Annotated in this window: 21 protein-coding genes; 9 read left to right on the top strand and 12 right to left on the bottom strand. The window is 33.9% G+C overall.

Annotated features, from left to right (window positions below; translation table 11 throughout):
• The first annotated feature begins 133 nt into the window (after window positions 1-133).
• The 6 genes from ABIN61_01365 (at window position 134) to ABIN61_01340 (ending at window position 6329) form a co-directional block, all read left to right on the top strand.
• Window positions 134-772, top strand: a complete 639-nt coding sequence (locus ABIN61_01365; protein MEO0292855.1) for a glycosyltransferase family 2 protein — start codon at window positions 134-136, stop codon at window positions 770-772.
• A 17-nt stretch (window positions 773-789) separates the two neighbouring features.
• Window positions 790-2376: a hypothetical protein gene (locus tag ABIN61_01360; GenBank protein ID MEO0292854.1), complete on the top strand. Its 1587-nt coding sequence runs from the start codon at window positions 790-792 to the stop codon at window positions 2374-2376.
• 96 nt (window positions 2377-2472) lie between these two features.
• Window positions 2473-3189 carry a hypothetical protein gene (locus tag ABIN61_01355; GenBank protein MEO0292853.1) on the top strand — a complete coding sequence of 239 codons (717 nt, stop codon included), beginning with the start codon at window positions 2473-2475 and terminating at the stop codon, window positions 3187-3189.
• 158 nt (window positions 3190-3347) lie between these two features.
• Entirely contained in the window at window positions 3348-5450 is a 2103-nt protein-coding gene (locus tag ABIN61_01350) for a ribonucleoside triphosphate reductase (protein ID MEO0292852.1), read from the top strand.
• Window positions 5451-5476: 26 nt separating this feature from the next.
• Window positions 5477-5647 (top strand): anaerobic ribonucleoside-triphosphate reductase, encoded by a 171-nt coding sequence (nrdD, locus tag ABIN61_01345; GenBank protein MEO0292851.1) that lies wholly within the window; start codon window positions 5477-5479, stop codon window positions 5645-5647.
• Window positions 5640-6329 carry an anaerobic ribonucleoside-triphosphate reductase activating protein gene (locus ABIN61_01340; GenBank protein MEO0292850.1) on the top strand — a complete coding sequence of 230 codons (690 nt, stop codon included), beginning with the start codon at window positions 5640-5642 and terminating at the stop codon, window positions 6327-6329. The genes nrdD and ABIN61_01340 overlap by 8 nt, the downstream gene beginning before the upstream one ends.
• Window positions 6330-6333: 4 nt before the next feature.
• On the opposite strand, the gene ABIN61_01335 is transcribed toward ABIN61_01340, so the two are convergent.
• The 4 genes from ABIN61_01335 to ABIN61_01320 form a co-directional block, all read right to left on the bottom strand.
• Window positions 6334-6741: a SoxR reducing system RseC family protein gene (locus tag ABIN61_01335; protein MEO0292849.1), complete on the bottom strand. Its 408-nt coding sequence runs from the start codon at window positions 6739-6741 to the stop codon at window positions 6334-6336.
• A 1-nt stretch (window position 6742) separates the two neighbouring features.
• Window positions 6743-7618, bottom strand: a complete 876-nt coding sequence (gene epsC, locus ABIN61_01330) for a serine O-acetyltransferase EpsC (protein MEO0292848.1) — start codon at window positions 7616-7618, stop codon at window positions 6743-6745.
• A gap of 103 nt (window positions 7619-7721) precedes the next feature.
• Complete coding sequence (locus tag ABIN61_01325; protein MEO0292847.1) at window positions 7722-9929, bottom strand: DUF5916 domain-containing protein; 2208 nt, start codon at window positions 9927-9929, stop codon at window positions 7722-7724.
• A gap of 118 nt (window positions 9930-10047) precedes the next feature.
• Window positions 10048-12471, bottom strand: coding sequence for a glycoside hydrolase family 3 N-terminal domain-containing protein (locus ABIN61_01320; protein ID MEO0292846.1), 2424 nt, complete (start codon window positions 12469-12471; stop codon window positions 10048-10050).
• A 115-nt stretch (window positions 12472-12586) separates the two neighbouring features.
• Between ABIN61_01320 and purB the strand changes: the two genes are divergently transcribed.
• Window positions 12587-13879 (top strand): adenylosuccinate lyase, encoded by a 1293-nt coding sequence (gene purB / locus ABIN61_01315; protein ID MEO0292845.1) that lies wholly within the window; start codon window positions 12587-12589, stop codon window positions 13877-13879.
• Here the strand turns inward: purB and ABIN61_01310 are convergent.
• The 8 genes from ABIN61_01310 to ABIN61_01275 are packed head-to-tail and all read right to left on the bottom strand — an operon-like array spanning window position 13872 to window position 19371.
• Complete coding sequence (locus ABIN61_01310) at window positions 13872-14450, bottom strand: ADP-ribosylation factor-like protein (GenBank protein ID MEO0292844.1); 579 nt, start codon at window positions 14448-14450, stop codon at window positions 13872-13874. The two genes, purB and ABIN61_01310, sit on opposite strands and share 8 nt — an antisense overlap.
• Window positions 14451-14461: 11 nt before the next feature.
• Window positions 14462-14950 carry a roadblock/LC7 domain-containing protein gene (locus ABIN61_01305; GenBank protein ID MEO0292843.1) on the bottom strand — a complete coding sequence of 163 codons (489 nt, stop codon included), beginning with the start codon at window positions 14948-14950 and terminating at the stop codon, window positions 14462-14464.
• Window positions 14951-15880: a pyruvate synthase subunit PorB gene (porB, locus tag ABIN61_01300; protein MEO0292842.1), complete on the bottom strand. Its 930-nt coding sequence runs from the start codon at window positions 15878-15880 to the stop codon at window positions 14951-14953.
• Window positions 15880-17049, bottom strand: coding sequence for a transketolase C-terminal domain-containing protein (locus ABIN61_01295; protein ID MEO0292841.1), 1170 nt, complete (start codon window positions 17047-17049; stop codon window positions 15880-15882). Before ABIN61_01295 ends, porB begins: the two co-directional genes overlap by 1 nt.
• A complete protein-coding gene (gene porD, locus ABIN61_01290; GenBank protein MEO0292840.1) occupies window positions 17046-17333 on the bottom strand; it encodes a pyruvate synthase subunit PorD in 288 nt (95 codons plus the stop codon). The genes ABIN61_01295 and porD overlap by 4 nt, the downstream gene beginning before the upstream one ends.
• Entirely contained in the window at window positions 17334-17924 is a 591-nt protein-coding gene (locus ABIN61_01285; GenBank protein MEO0292839.1) for a 2-oxoacid:acceptor oxidoreductase family protein, read from the bottom strand.
• 60 nt (window positions 17925-17984) lie between these two features.
• Window positions 17985-18587, bottom strand: coding sequence for a thiamine phosphate synthase (gene thiE / locus ABIN61_01280; protein ID MEO0292838.1), 603 nt, complete (start codon window positions 18585-18587; stop codon window positions 17985-17987).
• Window positions 18568-19371: a sulfide-dependent adenosine diphosphate thiazole synthase gene (locus tag ABIN61_01275; GenBank protein ID MEO0292837.1), complete on the bottom strand. Its 804-nt coding sequence runs from the start codon at window positions 19369-19371 to the stop codon at window positions 18568-18570. Before ABIN61_01275 ends, thiE begins: the two co-directional genes overlap by 20 nt.
• Window positions 19372-19495: 124 nt before the next feature.
• On the opposite strand from ABIN61_01275, the gene ABIN61_01270 reads away from it, so the two are divergent.
• Together ABIN61_01270 and argH are read left to right on the top strand one after the other, a co-directional pair.
• Window positions 19496-20719, top strand: a complete 1224-nt coding sequence (locus ABIN61_01270; GenBank protein MEO0292836.1) for an argininosuccinate synthase — start codon at window positions 19496-19498, stop codon at window positions 20717-20719.
• A gap of 3 nt (window positions 20720-20722) precedes the next feature.
• Window positions 20723-22117 carry an argininosuccinate lyase gene (argH, locus tag ABIN61_01265; protein ID MEO0292835.1) on the top strand — a complete coding sequence of 465 codons (1395 nt, stop codon included), beginning with the start codon at window positions 20723-20725 and terminating at the stop codon, window positions 22115-22117.
• The last annotated feature ends 27 nt before the right edge of the window (window positions 22118-22144 follow it).

Below are 22144 nucleotides of genomic sequence, written 5' to 3'. Positions count from 1 at the left end.
GATAAATTTCCTTAACTAGCTTCAAAATAGAAATATTTATATAACTACCTGCCTTAACTCTTTAATATTTAGGCTATTCACACACTTGATTATTTTCTCCATTTATTTATAATTTAAATCAAAATAATAAAAAGTGAAACTTTCGGTTGTAATACCTGTTTATAACGAAAGAAAAACAATAAAAAAGGTTATAGAAAAAGTAAAACTCTCTCCCGTGGAGAAGGAAATAATTATTGTTGATGACGGTTATAATGATGGAACAAGTAGTTTATTAGACGAGCTTGCCAAAAAAGAGAACAACATAAAAATTATACACCTTAATAAGAATGTAGGAAAGGGACAGGCGATTAAAGAAAGTTTTTCATTGGTTAAGGGTGTAATAATTCAGAATGCGGATCTTGAATACGATCCAGGTGAATATCCAAAGTTACTTGAACCTTTGCCGAATAAAGAAGCTGAGGTTGTTTTCGGCTCGAGACTTCTTAAAAGAATTAATAAAAGAGATGGTTTATTTTATTTTGGAAGAGTTTTAATTACCTGGGTAGCAAATTCTCTATTTAAAAATAATTTAACCGATGCTTATACTTGCTATAAAGTTCTTCCACGAGATTTTGTTAAGAACCTAAAAATAACCTCAACCGGTTTTGAACTTGAAGCCGAACTCACTGCTAAATTGCTTCTTTCAAAGAAGAAAATAAAAGAAATACCTATAAATTATTTATCCACGCTCTCAAAAAGAAGGCAAAAAGATTACATGGAAAGATTGGTTTAGGAGAGTCAGAACCTTATTTGTTTTGCGGTTTAAAGATGGTTGGTATAAAAATTAAAAAAGAAAAAGTTCCAATAATACTCATAATTTTTTCAATTATCCTTGCTTTGGTTACTTTTTCTCTTGTTCCCTTTAGTGGTGGAGATAATTTCACTTATTTTCTTCTCGGAAGAGCACTTGCTAAAGGGAAAGGATATATTGAGTTGTGGGACCCAAGCCATCCACTCCATACCCAATATCCTCCTATATTTCCGATCCTCCTTATCCCAGCAGCTTTTCTAAATTCTTATTTACTCGCTAAGTTAATTGTTTTTTTATGCTTCATTTTTTTATTGTTCTTTTCTTACCTCCTGTTTCTGGAATTGGATTACTCAAATTCAAAGATGATATCTATAGTAGCTTTAGCTTTTCTTGCTTTTTCGCCAGGGCTCCTTGAATATAGCCATTGGGTTCTTTCTGATATTCCTTATCTACTATTCTCTGTTTTATCTTTGCTATCCTGGAGTAAAAAAAGATATAATCTCGCATTGTTTTTTTCAATTATAGGTTTTTTTACGAGAACCGCTGGTATCAGTTTACTAATCGCTGTGATTGGTTTTTATATCTTGAAATCAAAGATAGAGAGAAAGAAAACAATAATTCCTTTACTCGCTCTACTATTTATACCCATTTGGATAATTTATGGAAAAGTGTTTGGTTCCCAGTTTCAGCGATCATATTTCCAACAACTTATTTCAAAAGATCCTTATAATCCTTCCATGGGTAATATTGGTATTCTGAATTTAATATTTAGAATAGGTAAAAATATCTTGAGGATGTTCCTCAAAATTTTACCCAATATCTTCTTTGGAGAAATTAAAATTCTTCTAATTTCCTTATCTATTAGTATTATACTTCTTTCTCTTTTATCTTTCGGTGTAGTTTCAGAGAAAATATTTTTTAAAAAAACCGACGAAGAGAAAAAATCCTCTTTTTCAACTTTAAATCTCATAAATACTTATATGTTTTTATATCTTTTAACAGTTTGGTCTTGGCCAGTTATATGGACTGTAGATAAAAGGCTTTATCTTCCAATTCTACCATGGCTTGCTTTTTGTTTAGCTAAAGGTTCAGTTAGAATTACAAGGCTTTTCCAAAAAGGGATAGCGAAGAAGTTTCCTTTTTTTATTACAGGATTGTTGGTGGCTAATTGTGTTTTCATTGCTTTAACTAGTTCTAATGAGTTGTGGAAAAATAATATGAAATGGATAAAGGAGAAAATTCCCTCGGGAAGAGCCTTTTATTTCAAAGATTATATAAATATTAAAAATTGGGCACTAAGAGAGAAGATTCAAGAGAATTCTGTCTTTATGGTAAGAAAACAAACAGCTTTCCACTATTTTACTGATTTTCCTACAGCTCCTGTTCCCCAGACAGAAAATCCAGAGGAATTGAAAAATATTATAGAAACAAAAAAAGTGGATTATATTGTTCTTTCACCCCTCTTCAAATCTTATCCTATTGTTGTAAAAGGAATGAATGGACTTAAAGAAGAATATAATTGGAAGCTTGTTTATATAGAACCAGATAATAAAGTCTTTGTATTTAAGTGTATAAAAAGAAAATAAGATTATTGGTTCTTTTAGAAATAGATAAAATGAGATAATAATTCTTAAAAATTCTCTCTTCTTGACAGAAAAGAATAAAAAATTATATTTTTGTAAATGAGAAAACTTTTTAAAAATTTATTATTAATTTTTCTTTTGGCTCTTTCCTTAAGAGCTATAGATTTTGTTTCTAGATCCTCTATTGACCTTAATGGTGATAACGAAATAGAAAATATAATCTTAATAAATATTAATGATGTTGGGGAATTTTATTTAGAGATCTCCGGACAAAAGATAAAAGGGAAATTTTCCAACGAGGAGTCCCCTGATGGGTTTAAAATTGTTGATATTAATACAAATGATAAATATAAAGAAATTGCTGTTCATTCTCCAGGTCCAAGTGATGATGATGAGTATTTTATTTATTGGTATGATGGGAAGAGTATTAAAGAAATGGCTCATCTTTCAAGATGGCCGGAGTTTCCTGGTAATGGGATTGTCTATGTAAAAAACTGGGAAGGATTCTGGACAAAAATAGACAAATATATTCTTAATAATTCGTTAAGGAAATTAGAACTTGTTCCCCAATTTGCGTATTACGTAGGGGTTAAAGCTACTGTTAAAAAGAGTTTCCCTATATTCAGAGATAAAGATTTAAAAGAGGAAGTTGCCTGGCTTACGAATAACTCAGAGATCGAAATATTGTTATGTGATACAAAAAATAGAGAATGGGATAATTACATATTTTTGATAAAATCTGCATTAGGTTTGGTAGGATGGGCTCACTATAAAGAAGTGATAGAGAACTTAGATGGATTACCATTAGCTGATTAAAAGTTAATTATAAATTTTAAAACCCTTGACTTTTTAATAAGCTTTTTTAATATATAAAAAATATATATTTTAAAGTTCTCCGATAATATAAGAGTTTCTTCTTTAGGATAGAACGAGAAAGTTTTCTAATAAAAGAACAAAGTAAAGGGGGTAATTAAATGGAATGGCTTATTAGGAAAAGATCGGGAAAGATAGTTCCTTATAACAAAAAGAAAATTAAAGATGCTATTTCCAAGGCTTTAAAAGCCACAGGAGTGAAAGAAGATGCAGATTCTATCACAAATCAGGTTGAAACTTCCCTTTATATGCACTTCTTTAGGGTTGGGAATATTCCTACCGTAGAAGAGATTCAAAACTATGTAGAAGAGACCCTAATGTTTCGGAGACTTCCCGAAGTAGCAAGAGCATATATTCTTTACAGAGAAAAAAGAAACGAAGCTCGCAAAGTTGAAGATCTCTTTAAGGATGTTGAAACAATTATGGGTAAATATTTAAAGAAAGAAGATTGGAGAGTTCAAGAAAATTCAAATATGAATTTTTCTCTTCAAGGATTAAATTTTTATGTTTCTTCTTCAATTACTGCTCGGTATTGGCTTGGAAAGATTTATAGCCCAAGAATTAGAGAAGCTCATAGCAGTGGCGATTTCCATATTCATGATCTTGGGATTCTTGGGCCTTATTGTGTTGGATGGGATTTGTTGGACCTATTAAAAGAGGGCTTCAAAGGTATGAGCGGGAAAGTTGAATCTTCGCCTCCAAGACACTTAAGAAGCGCCCTTGGTCAAGTTGTGAATTTCATATACACCCTTCAAGGAGAAGCGGCAGGAGCTCAAGCTTTTTCTAACTTCGATACACTTTTAGCTCCTTTTGTTAGATATGACAACTTATCTTATAAAGAGGTAAAACAAGCCTTACAAGAATTTTTATTTAATATAAATGTTCCTACAAGAGTTGGATTTCAAACACCTTTTTCAAATATAACAATGGATCTAAAACCTCCAAAGACTCTAGTTAATAGAAAGGTAATTTTGGGTGGAGTAGAAAGAGAAGAAGTTTATGGAGATTTTCAAGAAGAAATGAATATGATAAATAAGGCCTTTGCAGAATTGATGATGGAAGGAGATGCAAAAGGAAGAATCTTTACTTTCCCTATTCCAACTTATAATATAACAAAAGATTTTGATTGGGAAAATGAAGATCTTATACCAATTTGGAAAATGACAGGAAAATATGGAATTCCTTATTTCAGCAATTTTGTCTCTTCAGATATGGACCCTGAAGATGCAAGAAGTATGTGCTGTAGGCTTCGTCTTGACAAAAGGGAATTAAGGAAAAGAGGAGGAGGCCTTTTTGGATCCAATCCTCTAACAGGAAGCATTGGTGTTGTAACAATAAATCTCCCAAGAATTGGTTATCTTTCAAGCGACGAAGAAGAATTCTTCGAGCGACTTGCCACTATTATGGAAATTGCTAAAGAGTCTTTAGAACTTAAGAGAAAAATTATAGAAGATTTTACAAAGGAAGGTTTATATCCGTATACGAAATACTATTTAAGGGAGATAAAAAAGAACTTTGGTCGTTACTGGGCAAATCATTTTTCTACAATAGGTCTAATTGGAATGAACGAAGCTTGTATAAATATGTTAGGGGTAGGAATTATGAGTAAAGAAGGAAGAGAATGGGCTCTAAAAGTGCTTAAATTTATGAGAGATAAAATCTCCGAATTCCAGGAAGAGACAGGGAATCTCTATAATCTTGAAGCATCTCCTGCAGAGAGTGCTTCGTATCGTTTGGCAAAGGCTGATAAGGAAAGATTCACAGATATTTACACAAAAGGGAAAGACTATCCATATTATACAAATTCTGTCCATCCTCCTGTAGATGAGGTGGATGATATATTCACTCTCCTCGAACATCAAGAACCCCTACAGGTTCTATTCACAGGTGGGACTGTTGTTCATCTTTTTTTAGGAGAAGCAATTAGTGATTGGAGGATGGTTAGGGAACTTACAAGGAAAATTGTAAATAGATTTTCTCTTCCCTACTTCAGTTTTACTCCAACCTTTTCTGTATGTCCTATTCATGGATACATAAAGGGTGAAAAATTTTACTGTCCCTATCCTCACACAGATGAAGAGATAGAGACGTTTGGGGAAGTTTGTGAAGTAGATGAAGAAGAGTTATTGAAGATGGAAGAAGGTTCTTACAGAGAATTTGAAGAGAAAGAGAAAATAGAAGAGGAAGGGTTAAAAGTTTTTTAAATAAAAAATAATAGAAGGAGGCTTCTGTGATTGAAGAATTAGGTAAAAAAGAAAAAAAAGAAAATAAAAGAAAGATTGTAGCTGTAAAAACAGAAGTTTACTCTCGAGTGGTTGGTTATTATAGACCTGTTCAAGATTGGAACGAAGGAAAGAGAGAAGAATTCAAAGAAAGAAAGTATTTGAAAATAGGTGGTTAAATCCTTCTTAGGGACAAGCCTAATAGAATATCCAGAAAAAATCTCATCTGTTGTTTTTATTGGGGGGTGTAATTTAAGGTGTCCCTTTTGTTATAATCCTGATCTTGTTTTACCAGACCTTTTAAGAAATTTGCCTGAAATACCAGAAGATGAAATCATAAAAAGATTGAAGGAAAGAAAAGGTTTTATTGATGGAGTTTCTTTTACAGGGGGAGAACCTTTACTTCCCGATCGCATAATTCCTTTTTTAAAAAGAATTAAAGAAGAAGTTGGAATTTATATAAAAGTTGACACAAATGGAACTTTACCCAATAAACTTAGAGAAGCTCTCCCTTTTGTTGATTATATTTCTATGGATATAAAAAGTTCTCCTCAAAAATATTTCCTTGCCACAGGGCAAAAGGCAAATTTCAAAGATGTTGAAGAAAGTATTGATATAATTAAGTCTACGGAAAATTATGAATTTAGAACCACGATGGTTCCTGGTATTGTAGAAAAAGAAGACATTAAAGAGATATGCAAAAAGATTGGTAAAGTAAAAAAGTATGTTTTACAAGGTTTTAAAAATGTAAAAACAGTTTCTCCCGAATTTTCAAAAATTATACCTTATCCTAAGGAATATCTATGGGAAGCTTCTTCCTTCCTTAAAGATTGTGCTATAATAGTAGAAGTAAGGGATTAGAACTTTATCTTTTTTCTATCTTTCCTATTTCTGGAAGAAGTGAATTAATTTTTCTCTTTTTCTCTATAACAATAAATATAAGGAAGTAAAAAGATATAAAAATTATCCCAGTTAGAAAACCGAAAAGTTCGCTTTTCCAAATTTTAATCCCAAATAAAATCCCAGATATAAGAAAAATAAGAGGAATAAGAAAGTTTAAGCTAATGGCGAAAATAAAATTACTCTCTCTTATCTCCAGGCTTACAATATCACCCACTTTTGCCCCCACATTATTTTTACAAATAATCTCTCTTCCACTTTCACCTATATGGCAAAATCTTGCAAATTCGCAAGATTCACACTCTTCGGGTGTTTCTATAAAAACAATTGCTATATTTTTATCTGTTTTTATTACTTTACCTATTCTCTCCATATTATCTCTTTTTCTTTCTTTTTTCTAAGCGAGGGTGTTCAGCTACAAAAACAGAGGTGTAACTTGGAATATCCTCAGTGATCCAGGAATTGGCTCCAATATTCACATAGTCTCCAATTTTCACGGGACCTAGAATCTTAGCTCCAGCTCCTATAACCACATGATTTCCAATGTCTGGATGCCTTTTATATCCCTTTCTGATCTTTCCATCATCTTCTTTTTCAAAATGGAGGACGCCAAGAGTCACATTCTGGTATATCCTTACCCAATTCCCTATTACTGAAGTTTCTCCAATAACCACTCCTGTTCCATGATCAATAAAGAAATAATCTCCAATTTTTGCTCCCGGGTGGATGTCAATCCCTGTTTCCGAATGAACAACCTCTGAAAGCTCTCTTGCATATCCACTTGCCCCTAAAGAATAAAAGAGATGGGAAACACGATGAATTTCTATTGCAAGAAAACCTGGATAGGACCGAATGATTTCGGTATATGTTCTTGCAGCTGGATCTCCTACATAAGCAGCTTCCACATCCTTTTTTAGCTGCTCTCTCACTCTACCAAAATTATTTAAAACTTCCCAAACAATTTTCTCTACCTCTCTTTCCCTTTCAAAATAAGGCATTATCCCTTCGAAAAATAAATGCGCTAATTCTTTAATTTTTAAAGCAAGCTCATTCTTATTCTCTTCCTTGGTAAGATAACCACAATTCCAGTATTTTGGGAAAAGGAGTTGTTTTATTAAATTTATTTCTTCAAAAGGATAAATTCTGCTTGAGAAATTTTTATTAGGTGAGATAATAAAAGGTTCTTTATCTCTTTTATAAGATCTAAAAAGGGCCTTTATAACCTTATTAACTTTATTATTTACTTCCATATAAAGAAGAAATAGTAATAATTGTGTTTATAAAGCCAATTGTCAAGAGTTATTTTTAAAAGATATTTGGGATTAGAAGTTTAAGGGCGATAATTTTCTCTTTCTATAAATTAAATTCATATTGAACTTTCATAAAAATCTGATGGCTCATAAGCTCAAAATCGCGGTAACTATTATAAAGAGTGGATGAATTTGCTCCAATAAAGAATATCGTAAAAGGAGAAGGTTGATATTTTAACAAAGGCATTATTCTTAAATTCTTTGACTCTCCATTGTAATCAACAGTTAATCTTAAAGAAAAAGCAGATGAGAAAAAGTACTCAATTTTTGTGTATAGAACCGATTCATCGTATACTTCATCAAACCACTTTTCCCGGAAAAGGCGGTATCTTCCGTAAGAACCCTCCATTTGTAAGAAAGGGAAAGGCTTAAGTGTTGTAGATATATAGAAATTTCTCTCATATCCATAGTTAGATTCCCGATGATTAACAGTTCTACTGATAAACAAATTACCATAGAAGTTAAGAGTCTTAATAGGGGAGGTTGAGAACTCAAGTTGGTAAAACCATAATCTATAAAAATCTTGACCAAGGAATCTCTCATCCCAGCCACAATGATAAATGTTAAGTTCGGTTTGTTTCATAAGTGTAATAAATAACTTAGCTATATAATACTTTTCTTCCCTAAAGCCATCAAAATCAAAAGCTTTACCAGTTGAAAATTGAAAATCCACTTGTTCAAAACCAAATTTATTTGGATATATTCTTGGCTGAAACCATATATATCCTTTCTTGAAATCATTTTTTTGAATAAATCCAAGATCGCTTCGGAAAGTAGGAGAGCAAACTTCATATCTTCCGCCACCTCCAAAATTTCGAAAGTATAAGCCTCCACTAAACAATTGAGTATATCCCCTGAACTCTTCTCCATCAAAAGCACCAGTATAATCTCCAAAATTATCTTTATTTATATTTCTACTTAACAATGTATCAGAAGGTTCCTTTGTGTTGGAATAAGCTCCCTGATAGAGAATTATATAGTGATCAAGAAAACGTGAACTCCCCTCTAAATTGTAAACAGTGTTAAATCCTTCCTCTACTCTTCTGTCACTTAAAGAAGCCGCGAGTTTGGTGTTATCGAATATACTCCTCTCTACTTTAAAAATATTTGATATAGAACTTTTTGAGGAAGGAATCTCCTTGCTATAATCTTTAAAAGGAATTATCCAGGGGGTGTTTTCGTCTCTTGCCGAGAGAAAGATGAAATCATTCCCGCCTAAGTTTCCCATTGCTTTTGCAGCATAAAGAGGATTGTTAATACTTCTTGTGTAAATAATTTCAATTTTACTCTCAAGAAGAGATTTCCCCTCATAGAAAAAAGGCCTTTTTTCAGAATAATAAAGGGCAAAAGGATTGTTGGTTTGGAGCTGTGGAGCATCTGCTTCAATTTCCGCGAAATCTGGATTTAAGGCGAGGTCAATATTAATATTGGAAGAAGGAGTATATCTTAGGGAAGCCCCACCTTTATAATTAACTTTATCCTGTTCATATTTTTCTATTCTACTTCCTCTCTGAGCAGAGGAGAGATATGGAAGAAAAGTTAGATTTTTACTTTTCAATAAAATATCTTCACCAATAATCAATATTCCACTCTGAGAGATAAATCCCGGTTTATCCCGAGAAATGGGAGCCCAAGCGTATTTAGCCATACTTTCACGGGGTCTAATTCTGAAAAAATTAATTCTCCATTTCTTTTCTCCCTCTCCCTCAAATTTCAAAGAAGAAAAGGGAATCGCAAACTCTGCTATCCAGAATTTATCAAATATCTTTGTAGAAACATTCCAATCAGCATCGTATGAAAGATCATCACCACCTTCGTCTGTCTTCATAATTGCATCCACCTGGACTCCCATAGGATTTGATAAAACCTCATAAGCATCCTTTAAGTCTCCATAAGGATCTATCAACAATCCAACGAGGTCATCACCATAGCATTTGTCTCGTTGCATTAAATTGGCCCTAAGTCCTCTTATATCATCATAACATTTAAAAGCAACATAAAGATTATCTTCATCACAACCAATTAGGACTTCTGTTTCAACAGGTGGCTTTGCGTTCTCTATAGGGTCAAATTCTGTGAAATTTGTTAATATTTCTGCTTCAAGGTATTCATGTTCATCTATTACCCCATCAATTTTGGGAGGAACCTTTAAATAAGGTAAATTTATTACAAGAACTTCTCCTGAATTCGGACTCCAATTAGTGGAATCCAAAGAAAAAATAAAAAAATATAAATTTAATAAATATATCATATACCCTTTACGTTTTTAGTTAATTTAATTAACTAATAAAAACAAAAATTATAGGTTGTCAAGGGGTAAATTTTACTTTGTTTAATAAGAGAGATTAAAAATAAAAGTAGGATTGAGGCTATTTAAGCAATACCATTTTCCCATAGAATTTGGAACTTCCTCCTATAAACTCATAAAAATAAATACCATTGGGATATTTACTTCCGTCCCACTTATACTTATACTTTCCTGGAGAAAGTTCATTATTAATAATGGTTTCTATTTCTTGACCTTGTATATTATAAATACGCAGAGAAACTTTTCCCCTTTCAAATAAACGAAATTCAATATAGGCTATTTTATTAAAAAGGGTAGAATGCTGAATTTCTAAGGCTACTTTTTCTTTTTCGGGAACACCAAAGTTTTCATTCAAAGTATTATAAACTATTTCTGGGCCGAATGGCTCTAATTTGCCTCCATCTTTTGAAAAAACTGATTCTCCTTCATAAGAAATTGTAATCTCATCTAAAGGCTGGATAGTTTCTGAGAGTTCCAATATAAGTGTTGTAGAGTCGTAAGAAGCAACTTCTATATTGCTTATTGGAATATCACTTATACCATTTCTTGTTAAAAGAAATCCCAAATCGGCACCTTCCGGTTTCTCCATCTTTTTATTGAAAGCCACACAAACTTGAGTTCCATCAAAATTGACCGCTGCAGAATAAAAAATAGGAGGAGACCCAGAAGGAGAATCAGAAAGATCTGTAATTCCGTATCCATATGCAAACAATGGTTCATATAGGCTATCCCCAAAATTAATAGGTATGTCGCTCATTGTTCTTGGCCAGCTATGAGAGAGAAGCCCTATTGGGTTATAGTCTCCAAATAATATATCTGTTATTCCTCGTCCTTCCGTTCCTGGGAGCCAAGCTGCTATAAGGACATCTGTGAATGGAATAATAGGCTCAATTATCAAAGGTCTTCCTGAAATTAAGATACCAATAACAGGGATTCCTGCATTTTTGATATTTCTGATTAAGTTAATTGATGAACTTGGCAAGCTTAAATCATTTCTATCTCCAAAAAATTCAGCGTAAGGCTTTTCGCCTATCACCACAATAGAAACATCCATTGAAGAATCACTTAGAATTCCATCTTTTGAATAAGTAATTTCTGCTTCAGGTGCTGCTTCCTTTAAGGCTTCCAAAATTGTGGTCCCAATCGTAATATCACCACTTCCTCCCTGCCAACTAATTGTCCATCCTCCACATTGATAACCAAGATTATCAGCGTGTTCTCCTGCAACAAAAATGTGAATGTTTTCTTTCGGTAAGGGTAATATTCCATCTTTTTTCTTCAGTAAAACTAAAGATTTACGAACAGCTTCTCTGGCTACCTCCCTATGGGCAATTGTTCCAAGAGAATCTAAAAAGTCTCTGTTTGCATAAGGTCTTTCAAATAAACCCATTTTAAATTTAATCCTTAAAATTCGTTTTACTGCATCGTTAATTCTTTCCTCACTAATATAGCCTTTTTCAACGCAGCTTTTTAGAGTATCATAAAATTTAGCATAATTAAAAGGAACCATTGCCATATCTATTCCAGCATTTATTGCTTTTCTAATTTTCTGCCCATAAGAGCCTCCCAATTGCTCAATTCCATCCCAGTCAGAGATAACAAAACCTTCAAAACCTAATTCTCCTTTTAGTAGAGTGTCTATCAAATAAGCATTCTCATGGCATTTGATTCCATTCCAACTGCTGTAGGAAATCATTATGGAACCGACCTTGTTTTTAATCGCTTCAATATAACCTGGTAAATGGATAGCCCTTAAGGTTTCTTCGTCTATTTCTGCATTTCCTCTATCTTTACCGTCTTTGGTTCCACCATCTGCGATAAAATGCTTAGCACAAGCTAAGATACTACAAGGGCTTGAAAGGGAATCACCTTGAAAACCTCTCACAAGAGCTGCTCCCATCATCTTCACCAATTCGGGAGTTTCTCCAAAACTTTCATAGGTTCTTCCCCAACGTTCGTTTCTTGCAACTGCAATGCAGGGAGCAAACGTCCAATCTAAACCTGTAGCATTTACTTCAATTGCAGTGATTCTACCTATTTTTTCAGCAAGAATAGAATCTCTAGTACAACCTAAGCCAATATTGTGTGGAAATATAACTGCACCATAAACATTGTTGTGTCCATGAACTGCGTCAATCCCATAAATTATCGGAATACCAAGACGGGTGGAGAGAGCTCTCCCTTGGAGAGTATCATACATATCTGCCCATTTCTCCGGAGTGTTTGGAGAAGGAACAGAGCCACCCCCACTTAAAACAGAACCTAAATAGTATTTTTTTATATCGCTTAGAATTGTAGAACTTGATCTCTCTGCTTGAATCATTTGGCCTATTTTTTCTTCTAATGTCATTTGATTTAATAAATCTTCTACTCTTTCTTCAATTGTTGCTGTAGAGTCTAAGTATTTTGGATAACGAGCTAATAAATGGAATATAAGAAAAAAAACAATAAAGATCTTTTTGATAAATGATTTATTTTTGACCATTTTTCTTCCTTTTTAAATCTTCTTTAATAATATAAGAAAATTTTTAAAAGTCAAGCAAAAGATTATCTTATCTTGACATTTTAAAAGATAAACTTATAATTCACTTGAGATTTTTATGATCCCAAGATATAGAGTTGAAGAAATTGAAAAAATCTGGTCCGAAGAAAACAAATTCCGTAAGTGGTTTGAGGTGGAGTTAGCTGTATTATCTGCAAGGGAAGAACTAAATCAAATACCTAAAGGGGTGACTAAATCTCTTTTGAAAATAGAAATATCTCCAGAAAGAATAAGAGAAATTGAAAAAGAAACCCATCATGATGTAGTAGCTTTTATTACCTCTGTTGTAGAAAAAGGAGGGGATGCAGCTCGTTTTTTCCATGAAGGGCTTACATCTTCAGATATTGTGGATACTGCGTTTGCTCTCCAACTTAAAGAATCTTCTTTAATTATAAAAAAAGAATTAGAAAACATTCTAAGAGTTTTAAGAGAGAAAGCCCTACAGTGTAAGGGAATTCCAATAATAGGGAGAACCCATGGAGTCCATGGAGAACCAACCTCTCTGGGTCTTAAGATTCTTTCCTGGTATTCAGAAATGAAAAGAGCAAGGGATCGATTTAATAGAGCTCTTAAAGAAATTAATTACGGGAAAATTTCAGGAGCAATGGGTAATTTTGCTCATCTTGATCCTGAAGTGGAAGAACTTGCTTTAAAAAAATTGAAATTAAAGCCAGAACCAATATCAACTCAAATTGTCCCACGTGATAGATATGCAGAGTATGTTTTTTCACTTGCAACTATTGGCACTACTATAGAGCATATAGCAACCGAAATTCGTCACCTCCAGCGAACAGAAATCAGAGAATTAGAAGAACCTTTTAGAGAAGGGCAAAAGGGTTCTTCAGCTATGCCTCACAAAAGAAATCCAATCCTTTGCGAACGTCTTTCTGGGATGAGTCGCCTTTTGCGTTCATACTTAATAACAGCGATAGAAAACATAAATCTTTGGAATGAAAGGGACATATCTCATTCTTCTACCGAAAGGATATATTTCCCTGATGCTATTACTCTTACGGTATATATGTTAAGAAAACTAATTTTTGTGATAAAAAATTTAAATATATACAAAGAAAACATAGAAAAAAATATCTGGCTAACAAATGGCCTTGTCTTTTCCCAAAAGGTTCTTATTGCTTTGCTTAATAAAGGGTTAAACAGAATGGAAGCTTATAATATTGTCCAAGAACATGCAATGGAAACTTGGAAAAATGGCGGGAGTTTTAAAGAGAGAATAGAAAACGATAAAACAGTTAAAAAATATATAAACAAGAAAGAGTTAGAAACTCTATTTGATCCCAAAGGTTATATAAAAAACGAAGAGAAGATTTTTAAAAGAGTTCTTTCTACCTAAGATTTCTTAAAACCTTCTTAGAGACTTCTTTAAGAGGTTCAAAAACTCCTATCCCTTCTACAGCTACACCTTCACAGGAGAAAACTCCCCGAGGATTCAAAGCTTCTTCTAACTCGCTAATAGAAACAATGTTTGGTAGATCTCTTTTGTTATACTGAATGGCTAAAGGTATTTCTTCAAGCTTTCTATTGTATTCTCTCAGATTATCAATTAGATTTTCCATAGACTCAATGTTATCTTCAAATCTTTCTATTTGAGAATCTGCAACAAATATAATTCCATCCACACCTTTTAAAATTAGCCTTCTGGAAGCGTTATAGTAAACCTGACCTGGAACCGTATAAAGATGAAAATGTACAGAGAATCCTTTGACTTTTCCAAGATCCACAGGCAAAAAATCAAAGAATAGTGTTCTATCCAATTCCGTATCTAAACTCATCAATTTCCCTCTATTTTCAGGATTGACTTTTGAATATATGTGTTTTATGTTCGTGGTCTTCCCGCCCAAACCCGGTCCATAATAAACAATCTTACAGTTTATCTCTTTTGAGGAATAATTTATAAGAGCCATATTCTTTCTCCTTATTCAAAAAGACTATCTATTTCTGTTTCTGCCTCACTAATGAATTCATCATCTACAGTCCCAGCATATTCGCTTTCAAGAGTCTCAAAAATTTTTCCAAACAATTCCGAGAGTTTTTCTGCTGTTTTCTTTACCTTAATACGAACTAAGCCTAAGGTCGTTTCTTTTGTAAAGATCACGGCAAGAATTACCCTATCAGCTATTAACGAAACATAGATACTCTTATGAACACCCTGATGAAAGAGAGTAGAAAAATCGTGTTCTCCTATAAGATCTGCAAGATTAGAAGTAGCAGCAAAATCCGCAGCAGAAAGAGTTGCAAAGGAAGGAACATCAATTGAAGAGACATTTCCGGCAGAAGTAATAAGTTGCCCCGCTTTATCTATAAGTAAAACAGTCACAGCTTTTGTCTCTCTACAGAGTTCTTCTAAACACTCTTTTATAGCTTGAAACTCTTTTTCAAATGATGCTCCTTTTCCATTTGGCATTTAAACTCCTGCCTCCTCTAATTTTTTGAGTTTTTCCCATCTTTTATCAACTTCTCTTTGAATCTCTTCTATTATTCCTCTATTTTCTTCTTTAAATAAATGCCTGAATCTACCTTGTAATTTCAACCATTCCTCAATAGGGACAACTTTCTTAGGTTCTTTTGTTATTCTATGAACTCCATTTTCCACCTCATAAAGAGGCCAAAACTTAGACCTTACTGCAAGATCTGCAATTTTAATCGTATCTTCTTTTGGATAATACCAACCAAGTTGACAAGGGGCAAACACAACAATGAACTTTGGTCCTTTTATAGAAAGAGCCTTCTGGACTTTTTCCATATAATCTTTCCATTCGGAAATAGAAGCCTGAGCTACATATGGGATATTGTGTGCAGCCATAATTTCTGTGATATCTTTTCTCCATTGAATTTTCCCGGGTATTTTCTTTCCATTTGGAGATGTTGTTGTGCTTGCTCCATAAGGGGTTGCCCCTGAACGTTGTATTCCTGTATTCATATAAGCCTCGTTATCATAACAAATATAGAGCATATTGTGTCCTCTTTCCATCGCTCCAGAGAGGGATTGTAACCCTATATCATAGGTTCCACCATCTCCCCCAAAGGCAATGAAATTTATCTCTTTTTTTATTTTCCCTTTTTTCTTTAAAGCCTCATAAGCCCTTTCTACTCCACTAATTGTAGCAGCTACATTCTCAAAGAGTGAATGGATATAAGGAACTTTCCATGCAGTATAAGGGAATATTGTAGAGACAACTTCCATACAACCAGTTGCAAAACCTACAACAGTGTCTTTTCCTGAAACTAAAAGAGCCTGCCTTATTGCTATTGCAGGACCACAACCCGCACATGCACGATGTCCTGATGTAAATAAATCCTCTTGTTTTGAAAGTTCTTTCAAATTAATACCCATTATTCTCTTACTCCTAAATATTTGATTCTTTCTAACTTTTCTCCTTCTTCTATTCTCTTAAGATCATCAAAAACATTTTTAATGTCAATAGGAGTCACTTCTCTTCCTCCCAGACCATAAACATATCCATATACATCGGGTTTTTTATTTTCATCATAAAGAGAAGATCTAACCTCTGTAAAAAGAGGAGCTCCAAAACCACTCATTCCTTCCGCTCTATCCATTATTGCGACGAAACGAGCTTTACTTAAGGTTTTATTAATTTCCTCAACTGGCCAGGGTCTAAAAACTCTAACCTTTACAAGACCAACTTTTTCGCCATTCTCTCTAAGTTCATCCACAACTTCCTTTGCGGTTCCAGCAGTAGAACCCATTAAAACAATAGCTCTCTCTGCATCTTCCATCTTATACTCTTCTACAAAATCATAATTCCTTCCAAACTTTTCTCCAAATTCTTTAAACACTTTTTTTATCACTCCATAAGACTCTCTCATTGCCTCAGCCTCTCCTCTTTTATGTTCAAAATAGTAATCTTGTAAATCAAGGGGGCCCACTGTTATTGGATTTTCTGTATCTAAAAGGAAATAAGGTGTCTTGTTTTCCCCAATAAAACCCTGAACTTCTTTGTCCTCTAAAATTTCAATTCTTTCAAGAGAATGTGATAAAATAAAACCATCAGCAGTTACCATAACTGGCAGAAAAACTCCTTCTGCAATCTTCATTGCTTGGATTACAAGGTCATAAGCTTCTTGAGAATTCTCGGCATAAAATTGGAGCCATCCCGAATCTCTTTCATTCATCGTATCGGAATGATCGCAATGTATATTAATAGGAGCAGATAAAGCTCTATTTATTTCACAGATAACAATTGGGAGTCTTAGACCTGCAGCCACAAAAAGAGCTTCATTCATTAGAGCAAGACCTTGGGAAGAAGTTGCAGTCATAACCCTTGCTCCAGCCGCACAAGCTCCAATACAAGCACTTATAGCTGAATGTTCTGATTCAACAGGAATAAATTCTGTGTGAACGAGTCCATCAGCAACAAATTGAGAAAAAATCTGAACAATTTCCGTTGAAGGAGTTATTGGATAAGCTGCAACAACATCAGGGTTTATCTGTCTCATTGCTTCAGCCATTGCTTCATTTGCAGTCTTGGCTACAACCTTCATTTTTCCTCCTCCACCATTTCTATTGCTTTTATAGGACATTGATTTGCACAAATTCCACAACCCTTACAATAATCTAAATCAATTCCTTTCATTTCCCCATTTTCTACAATAATTGATGAATCTGGACAATAAATCCAACAAATTAAACAATTTGTGCATTTCTCTTTATTTACAACTGGTTTTTTCCCTTCTCTCCAGTCACCTGTTTTGAACTTTTTACTTGAACCAGGCTCCACAATAATAGCACCTATTGGAAGCTCCTTCCAACTCTCTTTTTTTTGCATTTACTCTTCTCCTTTTGTTTCTTCGTAAGCTTTTTTTATTGCTTCCATATTCTTCAGAATGATTTCTTCCTGCTTTCCTCTAAACTTTTCTCTCAGTTTATGTTCAATACTTTTTAACATTTTTTTATAATCTAAAATGTCTGTCACCCTTGCTAAAGCTCCAAGCATTGGAGTGTTTGGTTTGTTTAGCCCTATTGTATCCATTGCAATTTTTGATGCATTAACAGTATAAACTTTGATTTTCGAGCTTATAGAAAGCCTTTCTCTTATTTTTTCAGGAGTTTCTGAGGTGTTTATGATAATAATTCCACCATCCATAAGTCCTTCAAGAATATCCGGAGAATTAAGCAAGCTTGGATCAAGGACTAAAACTATATCGGGATTATTAATCCCACTATGGAGTCTAATTGGCTTTTTACTTAAACGATTAAAAGCTCTAACAGGAGCCCCTGTTCTTTCAGGTCCATATTCCGGAAAAGCCTGAATATACATTCCTGTGTCAATTGCAGCTTCCCCAAAGAGTAACGCAGCAGTTTTTGCCCCCTGTCCTCCTCTCCCATGCCACCTAATCTCAACCAATTCCTTACCCATTTTTTCTCCTTTCTTACAAAAAATCTATACAGGATTTCCCTAAAGTCAAGGGTTTTCTTCTTAATTATTTAGTAAGGAATTAACTTTTTTTACTTTCTCCCTTGTGTTTTCCTGAAAAGCTCTTAACATTGCAACGTTTTTTACACCAATTCTTATAAGAGTATTAATGTTTTCAAGATTTATTCCACCGATTGCAACAACAGGGATATTAACTTTTTCTATCACCTTCTTAACCACTGAAAGTCCAATAGGTAAATAATTTTTAGTTGGGGTAGAAAAGACAGGTCCTATCCCAATATAGGAAGCTCCCTCTTTTTCCGCTTGAAGAGCTTCTTCTAAAGAATGAGTGGAGATCCCAATTATGAAGTGAGATGGAGTTATTTCTCTTGCGCGGGTAATAGGAATATCGTCCTGTCCAAGATGGACTCCATCAGCTTTAGACAAAAGAGCAATATCAATAAAATCATTAACAATAAATAAAGAATTATACTTTCTAGTTATTTTTCTTATCTCTTCCGCAATAGTAAGCATATTTTTCCTTGAGGATTCTTTATCCCTATATTGAACAATTCTAACGCCACCCTCGCAAGCCTCTTGGGCTACTTTAAGATGGTTTCCACTTGTTATAACATAGGCACCAAAATTAAAATTCACTTCTACCATTCAATTTTTTTAGAATTTCTTTTGCTAATTTTTCCCCCGAAAGGAGCATTCCTCCAAAAATAGGTCCCATTCTTGGAGCTCCCTTTACCGCATTTGCAGCCATCCCTGCTACAAATAACCCTGGGAAAACCTCAGAAGTATTTTCTACAGTCATCTCTTCTCCTTTTAGAGCCCACATAGACATTTCTCCAACAACTTTTCCAGTTCTTGTTTTTAATCTCACATTCATTTTTTGTGAAACAAGAGAACAAACCTCTGCTGGATGTCCTGTTCCATCCACAACAAACTTAGCTCTTATTGCTAAAGGATCTACATGTAAATTCAAATTTTCTACTGGTGACCATTGTAAAACAAGACCATTAACTCTTTTTCTTTTCTTTTCTTCTTTGAAGAGAACATCCACCACCTTAATTAAATTAAATATTTTTACTCCACTTTTAACACACTTTGAGATTAATGTGGAAGCTAGTTCAATACTATCTACAAGATAATAACCTTTTCCTTTCTCTTTATATTTTATTTCGAATTTATCTAAAAGATGCAATGCCTTTTCTTGGAACACCACTTCATTAAACATCATTCCTCCTCCCCAAATCCCTCCTCCTGGAGCAAGTTTAGATTCAAAGATAGCTGCTTTAACACCATTTTCTCCAAAAATTATTCCTGCTGTTAGATTAGAAGGACCAGCTCCCACAAGCGCTACATCTAATTCTAAGGCTCCAAGAAATTTATTAAAAAAACTATCAATAATTCCTTTTGATATCTCTAGATCATCAAGTTTCATTTAACCTCCCTTTTTTCATATTAAAGAAAAATATTAATTTTGTCAAGCTTAACTTAAAAATTTTAAACTTGACAAGAAAAGTAAAAAGGTTATTATTTTTATATTTAAGAGGGAGGGCAAAAAGATGAAACACAAAATTAAAAAAGTTGTCCTTGCATATTCTGGAGGATTGGATACTTCTGTGATTTTACATTGGATTAAAAAAAATTATGGATGTAAGGTTATAACTTTCACTGCAGATCTTGGACAGGAGGAGGATTTAAAAGGAATTAAAGAAAAAGCTCTTGCTTCTGGAGCTGATAAGGCTTATGTTGTGGATCTAAAAGAGGAATTTGTTAAGGAGTATGTCTTTCCTGTTCTTAAATCTGGAGCAATGTATGAAGGGAAATACCTTTTAGGGACATCTTTCGCAAGACCAATAGCTGCCAAAAAACAAGTTGAAATTGCAGAAAAAGAAAAAGCGGATGCGGTCGCTCATGGGTGCACAGGAAAGGGAAACGATCAGGTTCGGTTTGAGTTGACCTATAAGGCCTTAAATCCAAAACTAAAGATAATAGCCCCTTGGAGAGAATGGGATCTAAAATCAAGAGAAGACGAAATTGAGTATGCAAAAGCTCACGGAATACCTGTAACAAGCACAAAAGAAAAAATTTATAGCACGGATACAAACCTTTGGCATAGAAGTATTGAAGGCGGAATTCTTGAAGATCCTTGGCAGAGTTTTCCAGAAGATGCTTACTCTTATACTACTCCACCTGAAAAGGCTTCTGATGAACCAGGTTTTGTGGAAATAGAATTTAGGAAAGGAATACCTATAGCGGTGGATGGGAAGAAACTTTCTCCTGTAAATTTAATTCTTTATCTCAATAAATTGGGGAAAAAACATGGAATAGGAATGGTAGATATAGTTGAGGATCGCCTAGTAGGAATAAAATCAAGAGGAGTTTATGAAACTCCTGGAGGAACAATCCTTTATGAAGCACATAGACAGCTTGAGAGTTTAGTTCTGGAGGCTAATACATTACATTTTAAGATGGAGGTGGCTAATCTCTACGCTCGGTTGGTTTATTACGGATTGTGGTTTTCAGAATTGAAAGAAGCTTTAGATGCCTTTATAGATAAAACTCAAGATAAGGTCACAGGCGTTGTCCGATTAAAACTTTATAAAGGTAATATAATTACCCTGGGTAGAAAATCTCCATACTCAATCTATAGAAAAGACTTTGCTACTTTTGGAGAAGACAAAATTTATAACCAAAAAGATGCTGAAGGGTTTATTAATTTATTTGGATTACAATTGACAATTAAAGGATTAAATAGATTAAAAGAAAAAACAAATCTTAGATGAAAAATGGGAAAAGGGAAAATTTGGAAAGGGCGTTTTTCTAAAGAAACCGCCCGAGAAATGGAGAAGTTTAGTCATTCTATAGATTTTGATAGAATTCTCTACGAAGAAGACATTGCTGTCAATAGAGCCTGGGCTAAAAGCTTAAAGAAAATAGGAATTTTAAATAAAGAGGAACTCAAGAAAATCCTTACCGGGCTAGAGAAAATTAAGGAAGAATTTAAAGAAGGAAGTTTCAAGATTTCTGAAGAGGACGAAGATATTCATTCCGCAATAGAAAGAAGGCTAACTGAGCTTATAGGAGAAACCGGAAAGAAGATTCATACTGGACGGAGTAGGAACGATCAGGTTATAACAGACCTCTTTCTTTATTTAAAGAAAAAAGGTGGGGATATAATCAAAAAAATTCTGAAACTTCAGATAGTCATCATTGAGAAAGCAAAAGAGGAGTTAGATTTGATAATCCCTGGTTACACTCATCTCCAGCAAGCTCAGCCAATTCTTTTCTCCCATTATTTATTATCTCTATTCTGGGTTATAGAAAGAGATAAAAATCTCTTGCTTTTGTGTCTAAAAAATTGTGATATAATGCCGTTAGGTTCTGGAGCTTTGGGAGGAAGTGGTTTTAAAATTGAAAGAAAGTCTCTCGCTCAGGATTTGGGTTTTAAAGAAATTAGTTGGAATAGCCTTGATATTACATCTCATAGGGATATACCAATTTCTTTCGCTTTTGGTCTTACAATGATTGCATTACATCTGGGTCGTTACGCTTCAGATTTTATAAATTGGGCAACGAGTGAATTTGGATTCGTTGAAATAGACGAGGAATATGCAACTGGTAGCAGTATTATGCCTCAAAAGAGGAATCCTGATGGGTTAGAGCTTATAAGAGGTAAGTCAGCTTCTGCTATTGGACACCTTACCGCTCTTTTTTCTCTTTGTCATGGTCTCCCCCATGGATACAATAGAGACCTCCAGGAGGATAAAAAACACCTCTTCCAGATTATTGAGATAGTAGATGGATCTCTTGATATATTCACAGGGATTCTAAAAACTCTGATTCTTAATTCCGATAGGATAAAAAAAGCTCTTTTACCAGATTTACTTGCCACAGAGATTGCAGATTATCTAACGATTAAAGGAGTGCCTTTCAGGGAAGCTCATGAAATTACAGGAGAAATCCTAAAATGGTCAAACAAAAATAATCTTTCTATAAAAGAAATCCCCTTAGATAAACTTAAAGAATTTTCTCCATTTTTTGAGAAGGATATATATAAATGGCTTGATTTTGAAAGAGCTATTCAGCGTAGAAGTATAAAAGGAGGAACAGCTAAGAGTTCGGTAAAAGAACAAATAAAGCAAGCAGAAAAAATCATAAGAAGCTCTCACATAAATTTATGAAATGTGGTTGACAAATAACTTTTGTTT

The sequence above is a fragment of the candidate division WOR-3 bacterium genome (assembly GCA_039804165.1).
GTDB lineage: Bacteria > Hydrothermota > UBA3072 > UBA3072 > UBA3072 > JAFGHJ01.
This window is presented reverse-complemented; position numbering and strand designations above follow the sequence as displayed.

Coding starts and splice junctions, on each gene's coding strand:
- ABIN61_01355 (MEO0292853.1), top strand. CDS start 2,473: ATGAGAAAACTTTTTAAAAATTTATTATTAATTTTTCTTTTGGCTCTT.
- ABIN61_01350 (MEO0292852.1), top strand. CDS start 3,348: ATGGAATGGCTTATTAGGAAAAGATCGGGAAAGATAGTTCCTTATAAC.
- ABIN61_01335 (MEO0292849.1), bottom strand. CDS start 6,741: ATGGAGAGAATAGGTAAAGTAATAAAAACAGATAAAAATATAGCAATT.
- epsC (MEO0292848.1), bottom strand. CDS start 7,618: ATGGAAGTAAATAATAAAGTTAATAAGGTTATAAAGGCCCTTTTTAGA.
- ABIN61_01325 (MEO0292847.1), bottom strand. CDS start 9,929: ATGATATATTTATTAAATTTATATTTTTTTATTTTTTCTTTGGATTCC.
- ABIN61_01320 (MEO0292846.1), bottom strand. CDS start 12,471: ATGGTCAAAAATAAATCATTTATCAAAAAGATCTTTATTGTTTTTTTT.
- purB (MEO0292845.1), top strand. CDS start 12,587: ATGATCCCAAGATATAGAGTTGAAGAAATTGAAAAAATCTGGTCCGAA.
- ABIN61_01310 (MEO0292844.1), bottom strand. CDS start 14,450: ATGGCTCTTATAAATTATTCCTCAAAAGAGATAAACTGTAAGATTGTT.
- ABIN61_01305 (MEO0292843.1), bottom strand. CDS start 14,950: ATGCCAAATGGAAAAGGAGCATCATTTGAAAAAGAGTTTCAAGCTATA.
- porB (MEO0292842.1), bottom strand. CDS start 15,880: ATGGGTATTAATTTGAAAGAACTTTCAAAACAAGAGGATTTATTTACA.
- ABIN61_01295 (MEO0292841.1), bottom strand. CDS start 17,049: ATGAAGGTTGTAGCCAAGACTGCAAATGAAGCAATGGCTGAAGCAATG.
- porD (MEO0292840.1), bottom strand. CDS start 17,333: ATGCAAAAAAAAGAGAGTTGGAAGGAGCTTCCAATAGGTGCTATTATT.
- ABIN61_01285 (MEO0292839.1), bottom strand. CDS start 17,924: ATGGGTAAGGAATTGGTTGAGATTAGGTGGCATGGGAGAGGAGGACAG.
- thiE (MEO0292838.1), bottom strand. CDS start 18,587: ATGGTAGAAGTGAATTTTAATTTTGGTGCCTATGTTATAACAAGTGGA.
- ABIN61_01275 (MEO0292837.1), bottom strand. CDS start 19,371: ATGAAACTTGATGATCTAGAGATATCAAAAGGAATTATTGATAGTTTT.
- ABIN61_01270 (MEO0292836.1), top strand. CDS start 19,496: ATGAAACACAAAATTAAAAAAGTTGTCCTTGCATATTCTGGAGGATTG.
- argH (MEO0292835.1), top strand. CDS start 20,723: ATGGGAAAAGGGAAAATTTGGAAAGGGCGTTTTTCTAAAGAAACCGCC.